The sequence below is a fragment of the Deltaproteobacteria bacterium genome (assembly GCA_016709225.1).
Taxonomy (GTDB): domain Bacteria; phylum Myxococcota_A; class Polyangia; order Nannocystales; family Nannocystaceae; genus Xiheibacterium; species Xiheibacterium phototrophicum.
Window position 1 is genome coordinate 664,230 of sequence record JADJEE010000002.1, and the last position, 17,064, is coordinate 681,293.

A 17,064-nucleotide genomic window follows, 5' to 3' on the forward strand; every position below is an offset into this window, starting at 1 on the left:
GGCTGCGGGACGCGGCCGGCCGCAATGACGCACCACCGTCTACGAGGCCGTGCGACGACGACCCCGACGCAGGCTGACGCCCGCGAACGCGAGGAACGCAAAGGTCCACGACGGTGTGCGGCCGACGTCGCATCCGCAGCCCTGTGCATCGGCGGAGTCGTCCTCACCGTTGCCACCGTCGGCACCGGCGGAGCCGTCGTCGGCACCACCGACGCCGCCGCCCGGCCAGCCGTGTTGGAGGTTCCAGTCGACCAGCACCGCCTCGATGCGAGCGGTGTTGTCGGTGAGGTTCATCGGCGCGCCGTTGGTCGGCACCGCCTCGATGATCGCCGACGAGTCCATCATGCCTGGGGTTCCACCGGGCTCGTCGGGGAAGTCGGGCCAGACGCCGCCGGCGGGCAGGAACACCTCGCGACCGTCGGGCAGCGTGAAGACCTGATCGCCGTTGCACAGCGTGCGCAACACCCCGTTTTGCAGGTTGGGCACGTCGGGCAGCATGCCGTTCTCCTGGAACATCGGGTCCTCGGTCATCTCGGCGGGCGAGATGGTCGTGAACATGCGCGTCAGGTACGGATGCTGCGCCACGAGCTCGGCGGCGTGCTGACCGGGGGCGATGATGCGCTGCTGCAGCTTCGTGCTGAAGTCGGCGCCGTTCCACGCGCTGAGATCGACCTCGGCGTAGCTGGACTGGTTCCCCCAATACTCCGCGGCGGGCACGTCGGCCGGCACCGTGACGTACTCCGCCAGCAAGCCCTCGAGCAGCGAGTGCGTGAACTGGCAGCCGTTGCCGAAGTCGTAGTCGCAGAAGAGCAGGTTCTGAGCCTGCAGCTCCGCGCCGACATCGGTGGCCGCGAGGCCCTCGAACTGCGCGGGCTGCCACGACGATTGGTACACGCCCGAGGTGTCGACCACGCCGCTGGGGCCGGCATACTCGGTCACGAATGCGCGACCATCGGCGTTCTCCTCGTCGACGGCGAGCGTGACCACGTCGGTGTAGTTGGTCGGCGCGAGCCAGTTGACCTTGAGCTGGTTGACCAGCACGTGGCGGTAGTTCTTCGGCACCATCCGCGCGTCGCCGAGGAAGAACGAGCGCACCGCCATGTCGTCGACTGCCGCGATGCGAGTCAGCCGCAGCGGCACGCACGGCTCGCTGCCTTGGAAGCGCAGCACGATGGGATGGATCTCGTCGACATCGGCTCCGCCGGTCAGCTTCACCGCACCGAAGAGGTGGCCCTCGGCGATGTACTCGGCGAGGATCGGCAGCGCAGCTTCGTCTTGCTGGTAGCCGTTGGCGCCCAGCCAGTCGAACACCTCCTGCGCATCGCCGCCCTGCAGCACCGAGATCTCGAATGCGCCGACGGTCTCGGTCAACAACACCTGCGGCCCGCCGCCGCCGCCGCCGGTTTCGTCGCCGCCGTCGCCCGCCGCTCCGGTGCCGCTGGCGCTGGCGCCGTCGTTGCCGCCCGGCGGGCTGGGATCGTCGAGCGTGCAATCGTCGAACGTCTGCGAGTAGCCGTAGGTCGGCACCGAGGCCGCGAGCAAGGCGTCGAAGAGCGGCTGCGATCCGACCTCGAACTCGGGCACGCTCTGCAGCGGGATCACCCAACCAAACTGCGCGGCCTCGCCGGTGTACTGGATCTGGATGTGCGCCTCGATGGTGTCGCCCTGCCAGACGAAGAGGATGTTCTCGCCGGTCTGATCGACGGGCATCGGCTGCGGACCGCCGTCACAGAACATGCCGCCGCACGCCTCGGCATCGCGCGGGTGCAGTGCCAGGGCCGTCGCGGTCACCAGCATCGCCAGGGCACCGGTGGTTCGGAGTCGCTTGATCGCCATCATCGTCATTCCATCTCCAGCCATGCAGAAATCCAATGCAGAGCAGGCTAGCACGCCCGCGACCCTTTGTCGCATGCGCGCTGACCGCCGCGTCGTACGGGCGTCGCCGGCCGTTCCTCGGGGGTTCGAGCACGATCGAGCGGTAGCGTTGGCGTACGCTGGCGACGCCATGCAAGCGCGCGAGTTCGTACCGGTCAACGTCGCCGTCGTGACGGTCTCCGACACCCGCACCGCCGATGACGATCGCTCCGGCGACACCATCGCGCAGCGCCTCGGCGATGCAGGTCATCGCATCCACTCGCGGACCATCGTGCGCGACGATCGGGAGCGCATCACCGCGCTGCTCACCACCCTGGTCGACGACGCCGACGTCGACGTCGTGATCGCGACCGGCGGCACCGGTGTGACGGCTCGCGACGTCACGCCCGAGGCGCTCGCGCCCCTCGTCGACAAGCCCATCCCCGGCTTCGGCGAGCTGTTCCGCATGCTGAGCTTCGCGCAGATCGGCACCTCCACCATCCAGAGCCGCGCCGAGGCAGCGCTGTGCCGTGGCACCTACGTGTTCCTCCTACCGGGCTCGCCGCGCGCGGTCACGCTGGCGATGGACGACATCTTGCTGCCGCAGCTGGACAACCGGCACCGGCCCTGCAACTTCGTGGAGCTGCTCCCGCGGATCCGATCGCAGCCGTCGTAGCCCGGCTACGCCTCGAGCCTGATCCCGCGGTCGAGATCGAAGCTATCGCCGGGCAGCGCGATGCGAAACCCCAGCGACTCGGCACGCGTGCGGTGCACCTCGAGGTCGTCCTCGTGGTGCATCAGCACCAGCTTCGCGCGTACCGCCGCCGGCAGCTGCTCGAGCATGCCGAATGCACCGTGGACCTGCCCGGGGTACTCGGCGAACGTGCAGTCGTGGAAGAAGATCGTCGTGCGCGGCTCGAGGGCGGTGAGCAGTGCGGCGTCGACGATGCTGTCGCCGCTCCACCATGCCACGCGGCCGCTGTCGCCCAGCTCGATCTCGAGCGACGTGGACGGCTTGCCGGGCACGTGTACCGTCTCGCGCGTGACCAGCCGCAGGGGCCCGTGCTCGAAGCGCTCGGCGTGGGGCCACGCGTTGTTCTTGGGTGGCTCGCGCCCGCAGGCCTCGAGCACCTCGAAGTAGTGCGCGAGCGTGCCGCCGCGCGGGTCGTCGCCACCGGGCACGTAGCGCAGCGAGGGCGCCAGCGTCTCCCAGACCTCCTCGCGCACCGCCGCGTGGCAGACCAGCTTGATGCGGGGCCCGCCATTGCGCACCGACGACACGTCGGGCTCGTCGACGAAGAAGCGCTGGAACGCGAAGTCCTCGAGCCCGAACACGTGGTCACCGTGGACGTGCGTGATGATCTGGCCCTCGATGTCGTGCCACCGGAGCCCGACGGCGTGCAGCTGGTCGGGTGCCTGTCGTCCGCAGTCGATGAGCCAGCGCTTGTGGTCGGGCATGCGCAGCTCGGCGCACGTGGTGCCGTAGCGCCGCGAGAACGCACCACCGGCCCCGAGGAGGCGCAAGCGATGGGCGGGTTCGGGGGCGGCGCTCAAGGTGAGTCGCACGCGCCGGGACCAGCCGACGACGTGCCGAGCAAACCGTATCGCATCCGCGGGTGATTGCGCACGGTTTTCGCCCGGACGCGCCAACCGGGCGGCGACGCCCTCGGCCTCACGCCTCGGCGGCCGGCTCCGCCCGCATGCGTCGCACCCACGCGACCAGCGACGCCACATTCATACCGACCAGTGCAGCGACCACCAACCAGAGGATTCCGCGAAGGCGCTGGTCCGCTGGGGTCTCGCCGACCACGACGATGTAACCGCTGCGGTCGAGTACGATGGGCTGCTCGACGCGGACGATCGACACCCACGCGCGGGGGATCGCGTTGATGCCGTCCGCGATCGATCGCGCCTCGAGTCGCTTGCCGACCACGTCGTAGATGAGGGGCTCGGCCTCGCTCTCGCGCGCGACCGTCACATCGTCGCCGCGCAGCCCGAAGGCCTCGGGCGTGCCGCTGAAGGCCACTGTGCCGGGCAACACGGCGGCGCCGAGCTTGGGGTCCGCGTTGACCGCGGGCACGTCGATGCCCGCTTGCAGCTTGGCCTCGGCGGCGGCGCGCTCGGCCTCGGGGATCCGCGCGAGGAACGAGTGGAACGCCCTGCCCTTGCCCATCGAGATGTAGGGGTAGCCGAGCGCGGCGACCCGACGCTCGGCCTCGGCGGCGTCGTACGAGCCGATGCCCAGCTGGACGCGCGCGTCGGGGGGATGCACCACCAAGCGGATGCGCTCGCCGGCGCCGAGCTTGCGCGCGCCCTCGACGGTATCGATGTGATCGCTGCCGCCTTCGAGCGCCTTCCACAGCGCGGCGGGCTCGGCGTCGATCGTGCGCACGATGTTCTCGTCGCGGAGGTACTGCTCGAGCCATGCGGTGCCCGGGTCGCGATCGAGCTGCTTCATGCGGCCGATGAACGTGCTCTCGAACTCGTCGCGGATGGGTTCGTCCTTGCTGCGCGGCACCGCCGCGAACAGGCTGCCACCGCCCTCGTTGATGCGCAGGTACCCGACGTAGTTCTTCGAGGTCGTCATGCGCGCGGCGTGGCGCACGTCGGGCGTACCGCTGATGCGCGCGTAGGTGTCGTGCAGGCCGTCGGGCATGCGCCCGTTCTTGGCCAGCTCGCCGGCGTCACCGAGGTCGCGCGGCTCACTGCTCTGCAGCCAGTAGCGAAAGTCGGCGAACATCGTCGTCAGCAGCCAGCAGCCGAAGACCGTCACGACGATCGAGAGCAGCGGCGAGCGTCCAGCGCGGATGCGGCGCTTCGGCGGCGCCACCGGCGTGGGATCGGCGTCGCCATCGCGGCGCAGCCTCGCGACCACGCCCTCGACCCCGTGCACATCGAGGTCGCGAAGATCGAGCGCGTCCTCGTCGTCCTCGCCCGCCGTCGGCGCCGTCGCCTTGGAGCCAGTCGGAGGGACCACCGCGTTGCGCGGGTCGTCCCGGTCGGTCTGCACCGGTTCGCGTTCGTCGGATCCGCTCACGTTGCCTCGCTATACCACGCTCTTGCCGGCTTGACCGCGCCCGGCGGCAAAGGTTCCCCGCCGCCCACGGCGATCGGACGGTCGGCCCGCGCACGGCCGCTACCGCCACGTGGGCGTCCAGGTTTCGAGCCCGCGCTCAAGCGGCCACCGATGCGCGGCGATGCCTCGGCTTGCATGTCGCCGCTTCACCGGCAGCGAACGCGTGTGCGCCGGGCCGTCGCAGGACCACGCACGGCCGCGGTCGCGATCGCACTGCTCGTCGTCGGCACGAGCACGCGCGTGCACGCGTCGCCGATGGCCCTGCCACGGCGGACAATCAGCCCCGAAGGCGGTGTGGTCACCGAGTCGAGCCAGGTGCTGCCCAAGTGGACGCCGGCGGTCGCGGTCTCGCTGTCGCACGAGTCCGATCTCGTGCGAGCACCGACGGCGACGACGGGCGCGGCGGCGGCCGCCGAGCTGCGCTCGCGCACGCGCGCCGATCTCGGCGTCGCGATCGGCCTGTTCGACTGGATCGAGCTCGGGGTCGCGTTGCCGGTGGTGCTGCGTCAGCGCTGGGTCGACAACACCGCCGGCGGACCGCGGACCGGCATCGGCGACGTCAGGGCGGGCCTCAAGGGCACCATCTTGCGCCTGCCACGGCGCGGGCTCGGGCTCGGCGTGACATTCGACGTGACGGCCCCGACCGGCGCGATGGGTTCGCACCTCGGGCTCGGCACGCCCTCGTACGCGCCCCAGCTCGCGCTCGAGTTCCGCGCGGCGCGGGCGATCCGTGCCGCCTTCAACCTCGGGTACCTCGCGCGGCCCGACACGCGCGCGCTCGGCTACGTGGTCGGCGACGAGCTGACGCTGCGCAGCGCACTGCGGGTGCCGCTGTCGTCACGTCATGCGGTCGCGTTCGTGGCCGAGGTCGACGGCCGCGTCGCACTGGTTCGCGGCGCTCGCAGCGACGTGCAGGGGTTCCTCGGACTGCGCGGCGCCACCCGCAGCGGCGTGGTGATTGCGGGCTACGTCTCCGGCGGCCCCGGCCTCGCGCTGGGCAGCAGCGAAGTGGGTGGGGTGCTGTCATTCGCCTGGGCGCCGCCATCGCGCACCGGCGGCGCGCACCCGTTCGACGGCAGCCCGCGTCCCCGCGCGACCGCACTCGCGCTGCGACACGACGCGCTGGCGGCCCGTGAACCGCAGGCGCCACCACCGGTCGATCCCCGCGATCCCGACGGCGATCGCGTGGTCGCGAGCAACGATCACTGCCCGTCCGCAGCGGAGGATACCGACGGCTTCGAGGACGGCGACGGCTGCCCCGAGCTCGACGACGACCACGATGGCATCGCCGACGCCTTCGATCTGTGCCCGCGCGCGCCCGAGATCGTCAACGGCGCGCAGGATGCCGATGGCTGTCCGGATCGCCGCGGCACCGACGGCAGCGTGGCGAGCTTCGCCAGCCTCGATGGTCTCGTGCTCACGCCGGTGCTCGAGTTCGAGAACGGCACCGACGAGCTCACCGCGGCCGGGCGCGCCGCGCTCGATGCCTGGCTCGAGCTCGCGCATTTGAACCCATGGATCGAGCGACTCGAGCTCGCGATCTACGTGCACGCCACCGAGGACCCCGCGACCGATCGCGCGCGCGCACTGGCGCGTGCGGCCGCGCTGGTGGGCTACTGCCGCGCGGCCGGCCTCGAACCGTGGCGGGTGCAGATCAAGGAGCTCGGTGCAATCCCTGCGAGCCACGCCGAGCGGGTTCGTGCCGCCATCGTGCGCGCCGACGGTGGCACCCGTGGGCTCGCGCCCGAGCCCGCCGCGCTGACGCGCTGGCTCGAGCAGACGCGTCGGGACGCCGACGACACGCCGGCGCAGGCCAGCGACGATGCGCGCTTCTCGGCCCAGGGCCCGCCACCGGTGCCGTGATCACGCGCGCGGGTCAGGGCGCGGGCGCGCGGTAGATCCACACGTCGTGCCGCTGCACGACCTTGGCACCGTCGCGCGCGAGCACGCTGATGCGATTGCCGCCCGGCTCGAGCGGCACCGCGGCCTCGAATTCGAGCCGCCGCGCGGCCTCGCCGGTGGTCGCGTCGTTGGCCTGGTAGTGGACCTTGTGATCGACCTGGGCAGTGCCCGGCGGTCGCACCAGCACCACCACGTCGCGCGCGCGCTCGGGATGCGTGACGGTGCCGCGCACCTGCACCACGGCGGCGGTGGTCGACAGCGGCACGTCGCGCAGCTCGACCTGCGGTGGTCGCACCTGTACGCGGCGCTGCGGCGCCACCACCGATGCCTTCGCCGGCGCGGGCGTGAGTCCCACCAGGGTCGACGGGAGGAACAGGCGTCGTCCCTGACCGCCGCCATCGATGACGTGGTAGCCGCCCAGCGTGCCGACCACGGCGAGCGTGTCGCCGGTCTTCGCGGTCGCGCCGATCGGCGCCGACGGATGTGCGCCCTCGTAGAGGCGGGCCGCTTCGTCGCCGACCCGCACGGCGCCGCGGCCGGGCACGAAGCGCTCGGCGGCGTCGAGCACCCGGAAGCGCAGCTGATCCTGCGCGGCAGTCCGCAACGTCGCGTCACCGAGCACCAGCTCGAGCTCGAGCGGCACGCTGCGGTCGGCGTCCTCGTGGATCGTGAGGCCGAAGGCGCCGGCGACGTGGGCCCCGGGTGCGAGCGCCCCGAGCGATGCGAAGCCCTCTTCGAGTAGGCCTTGCCGCCCGCTCGAGTTGCGGACGAGCGCGCGGGTGTCAGGGCTGGTCCCGGGGCCGAAGTTGTGCGCGACGTAGGCCAGCAGCACGCGCTCGCCGGGCTGCAGCATGCCGTCGCCGTTCCCCGTCACCGTCATCGGCGCCAGCGCACTGCCGTCCTCGGGCAGCGGCCGCGCCGGGGCCACCGCCGCCAGCGCGGGGTCGTCGACGATCCAGTACTCGTACGCCAGCGACGGCCGCGGCGCGCCGACGATCTCGAACATCGCACGCGCCTCGGCATCGGGCTCGGCACCGGGCAATCCGACGTGCACGTCGACATCGATGGCATCGGTGAACGCGCTGTGCCAGGGCATCACGTGCAGCTTCACATCGCGCGTGACGGTGGCACCGGCAGCAATCGCGCCGAACATGATCTCGATGCCATCGAGCTCGTCGTGCACGCAATCCGTGATCGCGTGCACGCGATGCGCGGTCTGGGATCCGCGATTCTCGACCGCGACCGTGAGCCCGAACGCCTCGCCCGCGGCAATCGGCTGCTTGCCGGTGACCGTCACGGTCGCGTGCAGCTGCGGCAGCGGCTCGTCCCGCGGCGGCGAGGACCAGTCGATGTCGTCGCGCGCGAGCGCGGCGCTGATGCGGACCTCCTCGTCGGCAGCCAGGCGCCAGCTGACGGCGTCGAGCTGCGTCGCGCGGTCGGGCTTCGCGGTGGCGAGCTCGCGGGCCAGCTCGAACGCGATGCGGATCTCGGGGTCGGCCAGCTCGCGCGGCAGCGGCGTCGCGCCGGCGGCAGCGACCAGCGACGCCGGCAACTCGGGGGTCGCGAGGTAGGTGACGCGACGCGCCCGCTGCTCGGCGGTGGGGTCCCCCTTGGACAGCTCGTGCGCCGCCGATGGCAGATGGGCCACGCGCGAACGCTCGCGCGCGCGCTCGAATCGCTCCTGATCGTAGAAGCGTGCGACCCCGGCGACGCCCGACAGCTCGACCGGCTGCAGCATGACGTCGGGCACCACGCCTGCGGTCTGCACGTGACGCCCGCCCGCCACCAACCACTCCGCCAGCGTCAGCTTGAGCGCGAGCTCGCGACCGTAGGGCGCCGCCGGACGGACCATTTGCACGGTGCCCTTGCCGAAGCTGGTGCGTCCGACCACGGTCGCGCGGCCGAGCGCCTGGAGGCCACCGGCGACGATCTCCGCGGCGCTGGCCGACTCCTCGTCGATGAGCACCACCACCGGCACGGTCTCGGGCAGCACCATCGCCGCCTCGGCCTCGGCGACCTCGTCGCCGGCCGCGCTGCGTACCACCACCAGCTCGCCGCGCGCGACCAGGTCGTCGATCATCTCGCTGGCCTGCGTCAGCACGCCCCCCGAGTTGCCCCGCAGGTCGAGCACCAACCCCCGTGGCGCGCCCGTGGCCGCGGCCAGCTTCTCGAGCTGCGCGCGGGCCTCCGCCGCGGTCTGCTCCTGGAACGCGTTGACACCGAGGTACGCGATCGCGTCGGGCAGGCCGACGCCGCGCACGCTCTCGATGCGGATGGTGTCGCGCCCGACCTCGACCGTCAGCTGCTTCTTGCCGCGCTGGATCTTCAGCACGACCTTCGAGCCGACCGGCCCCCGCAGGCGCTGCTGCGCCTCCTCGGAGGCCATGTTCACCGTCGACTCGCCATCGATCGCGAGGATGATGTCGCCGGCGAGCACGCCGGCCTTGTCGGCCGGCATTCCCGGCAGCACCGACACGATGAGGATGCGGCGGGCCTCGCTGCGGATCTGCGCACCGACCCCGCCGAACTCACCCTTGGTGCGCACGCCGAGCTCGGTGTGCTGCTCGGGGGTGAGCAGCACGGTGTGGGGATCGAGCGGCGAGAACATGCCGTTGATGGCGGCGTACTCGAGCTCGTGCAGCGCCTCGGGCTCGAGATCGAGGATGCCCTGCGCGAACTCGAGGATCTCTTCGACCCGGATCGCAGCCGCCGTGAGCGTCGTGAGATCGGTGAGCGCGAACTCGGCGGTCGCCGACCGCACGCGCACACGCACGGTGTCGCCGGTGACCTCGCCGAAGAACTCGGGCGTGTGCAGGCCCAGTGCCTCGACCGCCGCGACCACCTGCCCCCGCGGATCGATGCGCTGCTTGTCGAAGTAGTCGCGCTCCACCTCCGAGCCGGTCCAGACCAGCAGCGGGAACGCGTGCTTCGAGAGGTCCGGGACCTCGGGTTCCGCCGGCGCCTCGACCTCGGGCGCCGCGGGCTTTGAATCCCCGGCGGGGTCGGAGGCGTCCGTGCGCCCACAGCCGAGCGCGAGCGACAGAAGGGTCGGAAGCCAGGCCCGCATCAAGTGTCGGCGAGCATACCCCGCGGTCGCCGGACCCGCGGATCTACTTATCGTTTCAAGCTCGCGGTTCATCGTCGCAAACCCCCTCGCGAGATCCCGCTGAAGCGCCTGACATCGCGTACGCGCGATGCCTGGCACGGGATCTGTACCCGCACGCACGCACCGTGCGGCTCCCGCTCCGTCTCCTCGCGCTCCTCGTGCTCCCGGCCGCCTGCGCCGATGCGCCGATCACCGACGACCAGCTCGAGGCCGATGGCCTGCTCCGGGGCAGCCCCGCGGCGGCCCGGGATCAGGCCAACTTCTCGGTCGATCGCGCCGCCCCCCAGCGCGCCGCGTTCGTGCAGCTCTCGGCGGTGCTCGCCGCCGAGGCCGAGGGCGCCGTGCAGGACCGCGAGCGCTTCGCTGCGGATGTCGGGACCGTTCACCTGCACGTGCGCGCCGACGGCATCGACAGCGCGCGGCCGGTGACGTTCCGGTGGATCCACGGCGACCAAGCGACCGTGCTCGCGGGTACCATCGGCGGCGCGAGCACCCTCGAGCACGCATCGTCGGTGGACATCGCCCCGCATCAGGTCGGCCCCTGGCGCGTCGAGGTCGCGGCCGAGACCGTGCACGGCGAGCCGCCCGAGGTGCTGTACACGCGCGAGTTCGTGGTCGAGTAGCGCCGATCCATCACTCGCGGAGATCGGGTACGCTCGGCCGCGATGGTCACGACTGCCGAGGGACTACCCCCATCCATCCTCGAGGCGTTCGCGCGCGGGCTCTACTATGTCGCCGCGATCGACGGCCTCGAGCCGCGCGAAGAAGCCCTGCTGCGCAACCTCCTGCGCGAGACCGGCTCGACACTCGACTTCGACGATCTCGGCAAGGGCCCGTACGGCCCCGAGGACGTCGCGTTGGTGCTCGAGACCTCGTTCCTGCGCCGGGTCTTCATCCGTGCGGCGGTCGCGATGGTCAAGGCCGACGGACGCTTCACCGACGGCGAGCGTCGCGCCCTGGGCGAGATCGCCGACGCGTTCGGCATGAGCAACCGTGAATTCGGCGAGCTCGAGCAGGAGGCCGCCGGCGTCGCGCTGTGATCCGTCCTTGCTGCCCCGCCGGGAATGGGTTCCGGCGGTGGTGGGGTAGCGGCGCCGACGTTCGGCCGAGCCGCGCGGGTTCACGTCGAGGCGACTGACCGCATTCGAAGATCTTCCGGTTCCCCGAGGAGCATCCGTCACCATGGGCATCATCAGTTTCATCAAGAGCCAGCTCATCGACATCATCGAGTGGCTCGACGACACCAACTACACGCTGGTCTGGCGCTTCCCCGACGAGGACCACGAGGTCAAGAACGGCGCAAAGCTGATCTGTCGCCCCGGCCAGGCCGCCGTGCTCGTCAACGAGGGCAAGGCCGCGGACGTCTTCGGGCCCGGCACGCACACGCTGTCGACGCAGAACGTACCCATCCTCTCGACCCTGCGGGGCTGGAAGTACGGCTTCCAGAGCCCGTTCAAGGTCGAGATCTACTTCATCAACCTGCGGCAGTACCTCGACCAGAAGTGGGGCACCGCCAACCCCGTGCTGGTGCGCGACCCCGAGTTTGCGATCGCGGGCCGCCCGGGGCGGGTCCGCATCCGTGCCTACGGCTCGTACAACTTCAAGATCACCGAGCCGCGCGTGTTCTTCGACGAGATCGTCGGCACGCAGGGTTTGGTCTCGACCGACGAGATCGAGGCCTACCTCAAGCCGCGCATGGTCTCCGCGTTCTCCCAGGCGGCCGGCAAGAGCGAGCTCTCGGTCGCCGACATGGCGGCGCACTACGACGTGCTCGCCAACGCCGTGCGCGGCACCATCGAAGAGGACTTCAAGAAGCTCGGCGTCACGCTCACGAGCTTCTTGGTCGAGAACATCTCGCTGCCGCCCGAGGTCGAGAAGGCGCTCGACGCCGCGGCCGCGCAGTCCGCCCGCGGGGTCGACAACACCATGGCGTGGGAGGGGATGCAGGCCGTCCGCGACGCCGCCCGCACGCCCGGTGCGGCCGGGGGCGTGATGCAGGCCGGGATGGGCCTCGGCATGGGCGTGGGCATGGGCCAGGTGATGGCCGGCACCATGGGACAGGCCATGCCATATCCCCCGGGGTATCCGCCGCCGGGCTACCCACCGCCCGGCTATCCCCCGCCGCCCGGCTATCCCCCGCCGCCCGGCTATCCCCCGCCGCCCGGCTACCCGCCGCAGGGTGCTGCGCCGGCCCCCGCCGCCGCGGCCCCCGCCCCTGCCGCGGCGCCCGGCTCGCTCGAGGAGAAGCTGCGTGCGCTGAAGGCAGCGTTCGACGCCGGTCTGCTCACCGAGGACGAGTACAAGAACAAGCGCGCCCAGATCCTGGGCAGCCTGTAGCGACTGGTGCCAGGCGCCGGCGGGCGGCTTCGACTGTGGCCACCGCCGGCGCGCGCCGTATCCTGCGGGATCGTGTGAAAAGGTAGGACATCCCAGACCCCACTTCGCCCCGCCGATGCTCGATCACGCGGGGTTCGTCACACCTGGCCCATCGCTTGCTCAGTCATTGGGAGCGATGCAAGACGCCGTGGGTCTGTGTCTGGATGAAGAGGTTGGGTTGGTGCTGCGCCGTGATGCGAGCGAGATCGTGCTCGGCACGCAGCACGTCGATCTGCGCCGCTACTCGATCCTCCGACGACTGCTGACGGCGCTGCTCGAGCAGCGCGAGCGTCGACCGGGCGCACCGCTGTCGCTGGCGTCGCTGGTGGCGGCCGGCTGGCCGGGCGAGCGCATCCAGGCGAAGGCGGCGCGCAACCGCGTCCACGTCGCGCTCGCGACCCTGCGTCAGATGGGACTGCGTCCGTTCCTCATCCGCGACTGCGACGGCTACCTGCTCGCGCCCAGCCTCAGCATCGCCGACGCCGAGGCCGCCTGACCAAGCGGGCGGCGTGGCGCTAGGGCGGTCATCCCCGCGAGCGTCGCGGCTTCGGACTCGGCGAGGTCACGCGACGCGCCCACGCGAGGAGGTCGGTGATGAACGCGTCGTCGACCCGGCGGTCCACCATGTAGCGCTCGGGCGACGAAGCGCCGGGCTCGGGCTTGAAGAGGTGATCGAGCCCGGGGTACCGCCGGACCTCGAGGCTCGCACCGCGAGCCTTCGCGGCCCGCTCGAGCGCGCGCACGTCGGCGACGGGATCGATCTCGAAGTCCTTGTCGCCCTGCGCGAGCAGCATCGGCACGCGTACGCGACCAACGAGATCCGCCGGCTTCACGGCGAACACCTCGCGCAGCCACTGGGCCTGCGGTGCCAGCTCCTCGGGCACCGCGCGCCCGCTCACCAGGTCATCGAGCATCGTGCGTTGCTGCGCCCGGGCGCGCTCGCGGATCTCGGGCGGGAGCGCCTCGATGCGTGCCTCGGCCTGCGCGCGCATCACCTGTTCGTACGGCCGTCCGGGCACCGCGAGTAGCGCGAGCGCGTGCACGTCCCCGGCGCGCTTCGTGGCCAGCAACAGCCCACGCAGGCCGCCCTCACCGTGGGCGATGACGATGATGCGGTCGGGATCGACCTCGGGTTGCACCGCGAGGGTCGCCAGCGCACGCCCGGCGTCGTCGACCTGCGCGAGGAAACCCACCGGCCCCGGGGCGCTGCGACCTCGGCCGCGATCGTCGAAGCGGAGCACCGCGAAGCCGTTCTGCGCGAGCGCGTCGGTGATCTCGTGGCTGCCGAGGTCGACCGGCGGCGGCCCGGCGAAGCCGTAGCGATCCTCGAGCCCCGTGCCCGAGACGAACAAAACCGCGGGCACCGGGCCGGCGGCGCCCTTGGGGATCAGCAACTCGCCTGCAAGCGCGGGCTCGTCCGGTGGGCCCGGCAACTCCAGCTCGCGCACGTCGAAGTTGGCGTCGGCGGGCCTCGACCAACGCAGCACACGCGGCGCCTCGATCGTGAAGGCCGGCCACGTCGGCGCAGCGATCGTGACGATGGACAGCTCGGTGGCGGCGACCTCGATGCCTGCGATGCGACCGTCGACCAGCGTGACGAGCTCGCCGAGGCTGGTCTGGACGCGCAGGTGATGGTTGCCAGGGGTGCGCTCGACCACGCGCGCGGACCACTCGACCGGTGCGCCGCCCGAGAGCGAGATCAGCCGCCAGGCCGGCTCACGGCCGACGATGCCCTGCAGGCCGAACATCAGCTCGGCGTGGAGAATCGCCGAGTGGGCCATGAACGCGGTCGGTCGTCGACCAGGCTCGTATGCGACCTCATCGGTCTGCGCGCCGTCGGTGAACACGACACTGTCGCCGTCGCGACGGAATCGCAGCTCGGCGGCGGCGCTGCGCTCGAAGCCTTCGACGAGGTGGCCGTCGCCGTCGAGCAACAGCTCGCCGCTGCTGCGCGCGGGTGCGCGGCCCGGGAACGTCAGCTCGATGCGGGTCTCGAAGCGGTGGTGCCCGCGCTCGTCCATGCCGACGTAGCGCCCCCACGAGCTCCCGATGCGCTGGCCACCCTGACGGAGCTCGAAGCCACGGACCTCGCCGATCGCGTACAGCTGCCCGGGTCCGCGCGCCGCCAGCAACACCGCGTCGTCCGCGTCATCGCCAGGTGGCGTGCTCTCGCCCTGGGCCGCCGGCGGCGGCTGCAGGCACCCGAGGGTCGCGAGCAGCGCTCCGGCGCACAGTCCCTCGCGCAGCGCAGGCATCGAGCGCGGACTATAGCCGCGCGACGCCGAGGGTGCCGCACCGCGGAGATCGCCTCGGCCGACGCCTCGGCCTCCCGGCGCGTCGCGGCGCCGAGACACCCGCACCCCCGCACGCCCGCGGCCCGAAACACCGCCTCAGGCCGAGAATTCGGGCCATCTGCGGCGAAGTGGAGCCCGCTCGCGATCAGGGCTTCCCATCGCGGAGAAATCGTCTATAAGTAGCGCCCTCCGAACGGGCTCGTAGCTCAATTGGTAGAGCAGTGGACTCTTAATCCGCGGGTTGTAGGTTCGATTCCTACCGGGCTCACTCAAGAACGAAACCGAAGAAGCCCCGCCACCTCCAAGGGTCGCGGGGCTTCTTCGCATCACGGCACCATCCCGACGCGACGCAGACATGTGGCGGCGCGAGGAGTTCGACGTCGCGACGACCGACGACTCGCACGACCGACGCGACGACGAGGCCGAGCCCGGCACACTACTCCGCGCAGCAGACTGTGATCGAGCGTGACGTCGTCGTCGCAGACGATCTCCGCGGCCAGCTCGCAGCTGCAGGCACACGACGCCGGCGCGCCTTGGACCCCCGCGTAGCCGGTGACCTGCGCCAGCGCATAGGTCCCGTCGTCGCAGGCGGCGGGATGCCCTCGGCGTTGGTGCCGAAGGCGGGGCCGTGCGAACCGCCCTGCCCTCGCTCGGGCCGAGCCGCGAGTGTTCCCCATCGCTTGCGCCCATCCACCGCCTCGCGGAGGAACGCGTCGCGTCTGCATCCGCGAGTCAGAAGTCGACGTCGAGCCGCAGGATGATGTTGACCGCGATGAGCAAGAGCAACGCGAGGCCGGCGAACCAGTACAGGCGCTTCCACGATCGCGTGAGCAGCTCGTGCTTCGGCGCCTCGTCGACCCGCAGCGGCGCAAACTCGGCCGGCCCTCGCCGCTGCGGCGCTGGTGCGGCGCTCGGCGCTGCGAGCCGTTCGCCGCGCTGCAGCGCCCGCAGCTGCCGCTGCGCATCGACGAGCCGGGGATCGAGCTCGGCCGCGCGCTTGAAGGCGGCGACGGCCTTGGGTGCCACGCCCAGACCCGCGAGCACGAAGCCGCGATAGTAGTGACCCGCCGCGACGTCGGGATCCTTGGCGAGGATCCGCTCGAGCTCGGCATCGGTCGTTCGCAGCGCGGCGTCATCGCGGGACCCGAGCTGGAACCTCGACCACGCACGCGCGCAGTCGATCTCCGGCCCCGAAGCGCCGAGCGAGACCGCCTCGTCGAGCATCGCGAGGCCGCGGGCGTGCTTGCCCTCGACGACCAGACGCAAGCCCGCGATCTCGGCCAGCGCCTGCCGACGGTGCCGCGCCGCCGCGCGAACCCGACCGAGCGCATCGGTGATCGTCGTCAGTCGCTCACGCAGCGCCTCGGTGGCATCCGCCGGCAGCGCGCCGGGATCGAAGCGCGCGGCGAGCAACGACCACGCAGCATCGATCTCCGTCGCGTCCGCGTCGGTCGAGAGCGCGAGGATCAGCGCCGGGTCGCCGTTGGCGGCGATCTTGCCCTCCAGCGCGGTGAGGTCCCGCTCGAAGCCCGCGGGATCGTCGGCCAGCGTGGGCAGCGCTGCGATCGCGGGCTCGATCATGCGGCAGTGGAACAGCAGCGCGACCAGCTGCGCGACCCGCTGGGCGTTGGTCTCGGGCAAGCGCGCGAGCTCGTCGACACCGGCCTCGCCGCCGCTCGCGAGGTACGCGATCACGCCGCCGTCCTCGGCCCGCAGCTTGAACTGGTCGACGTACTTCGGCAGCGCCGCGGTTGCGCGCAGCCGCTGGGACCACGCCGCGCCGAGCTCCCGTCGCACCCGCTCCGGGTCGTAGTGGGCCGTGATGCCGCGCTGGATCAGCTCGAGCACGTTCAGCTGCAGCAGTCCGGGCTCGGCGTCGGATCCGCTGCGGACCACCGCCACACCTTCGGTCGAAGCGAACGCGCCCATCAGTCGACGCATGCACTGCAGTCGCAACGCAGCACCGATCTTGGCCTCGGGCACGCCGCGCTCCACGAGGATCTCGCCGAGACGGCGGCCATCCTGCACGGCCAGCGCGTCGGCGACCGCAGCGGGCGCGACGATGCCCTGCGACTGCGCGAGCTCGCCGAGTCGACTGCCCTCGAGCGGGAGGTCCGTGCGCACCGGCATGCCACCGCGCAGCCAGATCGTCGCGGCCGCGCCCTCGGGGCCGGCGGCCTCGATCACGACCGTGCCGGTGAAGCGCCGTGACAGCAGCGCGAAGAACAACGCGGGCATCGGCACGCGCACGAGATCGACGAACTGCTCGGAGACTTGGACGTCGGACACCGCGGCGCGGCAGAGGATACCAGGGCCGTCGTCGCCGGTGACATCACGGCGACTGTCCGTTCGACCGCAAGCTCGGCGGGCGCACGACGGGTGACGCACCGCGTCACTTGGGGGTGACGCTTATCGTCACCGCGGCCGCGCACCGCGGGGACGCACACCGATCGCGA

At 71.6% G+C, this 17,064-nt stretch carries 12 protein-coding genes and 1 tRNA gene; 7 read left to right on the top strand and 6 right to left on the bottom strand.

The window, feature by feature from the left end; genetic code table 11:
* Positions 1-39: 39 nt before the first annotated feature.
* Positions 40-1,797, bottom strand: a complete 1,758-nt coding sequence (locus IPH07_17020) for a DUF2330 domain-containing protein (GenBank protein MBK6919100.1) — start codon at positions 1,795-1,797, stop codon at positions 40-42.
* Between the two features lie 208 nt (positions 1,798-2,005).
* Between IPH07_17020 and moaB the strand changes: the two genes are divergently transcribed.
* On the top strand, positions 2,006-2,530 hold the full coding sequence (gene moaB, locus IPH07_17025; protein ID MBK6919101.1) for a molybdenum cofactor biosynthesis protein B: 525 nt from the start codon (positions 2,006-2,008) through the stop codon (positions 2,528-2,530).
* Positions 2,531-2,535: 5 nt separating this feature from the next.
* Here moaB and IPH07_17030 read toward each other — a convergent pair whose 3' ends face one another.
* Positions 2,536-3,408: an MBL fold metallo-hydrolase gene (locus IPH07_17030; protein ID MBK6919102.1), complete on the bottom strand. Its 873-nt coding sequence runs from the start codon at positions 3,406-3,408 to the stop codon at positions 2,536-2,538.
* A 118-nt stretch (positions 3,409-3,526) separates the two neighbouring features.
* The gene (locus IPH07_17035) at positions 3,527-4,891 is read right to left on the bottom strand and encodes a hypothetical protein (GenBank protein ID MBK6919103.1); all 1,365 of its coding nucleotides are present in this window, start codon (positions 4,889-4,891) and stop codon (positions 3,527-3,529) included.
* A 294-nt stretch (positions 4,892-5,185) separates the two neighbouring features.
* Between IPH07_17035 and IPH07_17040 the strand changes: the two genes are divergently transcribed.
* A complete protein-coding gene (locus IPH07_17040) occupies positions 5,186-6,793 on the top strand; it encodes a transporter (GenBank protein ID MBK6919104.1) in 1,608 nt (535 codons plus the stop codon).
* 13 nt (positions 6,794-6,806) lie between these two features.
* Here the strand turns inward: IPH07_17040 and IPH07_17045 are convergent, their stop codons facing one another.
* Positions 6,807-9,971: a PDZ domain-containing protein gene (locus IPH07_17045; GenBank protein ID MBK6919105.1), complete on the bottom strand. Its 3,165-nt coding sequence runs from the start codon at positions 9,969-9,971 to the stop codon at positions 6,807-6,809.
* A 92-nt stretch (positions 9,972-10,063) separates the two neighbouring features.
* Between IPH07_17045 and IPH07_17050 the strand changes: the two genes are divergently transcribed.
* The 4 genes from IPH07_17050 (at position 10,064) to IPH07_17065 (ending at position 12,810) form a co-directional block, all read left to right on the top strand.
* Positions 10,064-10,561, top strand: coding sequence for a hypothetical protein (locus IPH07_17050; GenBank protein ID MBK6919106.1), 498 nt, complete (start codon positions 10,064-10,066; stop codon positions 10,559-10,561).
* Positions 10,562-10,603: 42 nt separating this feature from the next.
* Positions 10,604-10,978, top strand: coding sequence for a TerB family tellurite resistance protein (locus tag IPH07_17055; GenBank protein MBK6919107.1), 375 nt, complete (start codon positions 10,604-10,606; stop codon positions 10,976-10,978).
* Positions 10,979-11,120: 142 nt separating this feature from the next.
* On the top strand, positions 11,121-12,275 hold the full coding sequence (locus IPH07_17060; GenBank protein ID MBK6919108.1) for an SPFH domain-containing protein: 1,155 nt from the start codon (positions 11,121-11,123) through the stop codon (positions 12,273-12,275).
* 175 nt (positions 12,276-12,450) lie between these two features.
* Positions 12,451-12,810: a hypothetical protein gene (locus IPH07_17065; protein MBK6919109.1), complete on the top strand. Its 360-nt coding sequence runs from the start codon at positions 12,451-12,453 to the stop codon at positions 12,808-12,810.
* A gap of 28 nt (positions 12,811-12,838) precedes the next feature.
* On the opposite strand, the gene IPH07_17070 is transcribed toward IPH07_17065, so the two are convergent.
* The gene (locus IPH07_17070) at positions 12,839-14,569 is read right to left on the bottom strand and encodes an alpha/beta hydrolase (protein ID MBK6919110.1); all 1,731 of its coding nucleotides are present in this window, start codon (positions 14,567-14,569) and stop codon (positions 12,839-12,841) included.
* A 234-nt stretch (positions 14,570-14,803) separates the two neighbouring features.
* On the opposite strand from IPH07_17070, the gene IPH07_17075 reads away from it, so the two are divergent.
* Positions 14,804-14,876: transfer RNA gene (locus IPH07_17075), tRNA-Lys, on the top strand.
* A gap of 464 nt (positions 14,877-15,340) precedes the next feature.
* Here the strand turns inward: IPH07_17075 and IPH07_17080 are convergent.
* Positions 15,341-16,897, bottom strand: a complete 1,557-nt coding sequence (locus IPH07_17080) for a hypothetical protein (protein ID MBK6919111.1) — start codon at positions 16,895-16,897, stop codon at positions 15,341-15,343.
* Positions 16,898-17,064 lie beyond the last annotated feature (167 nt).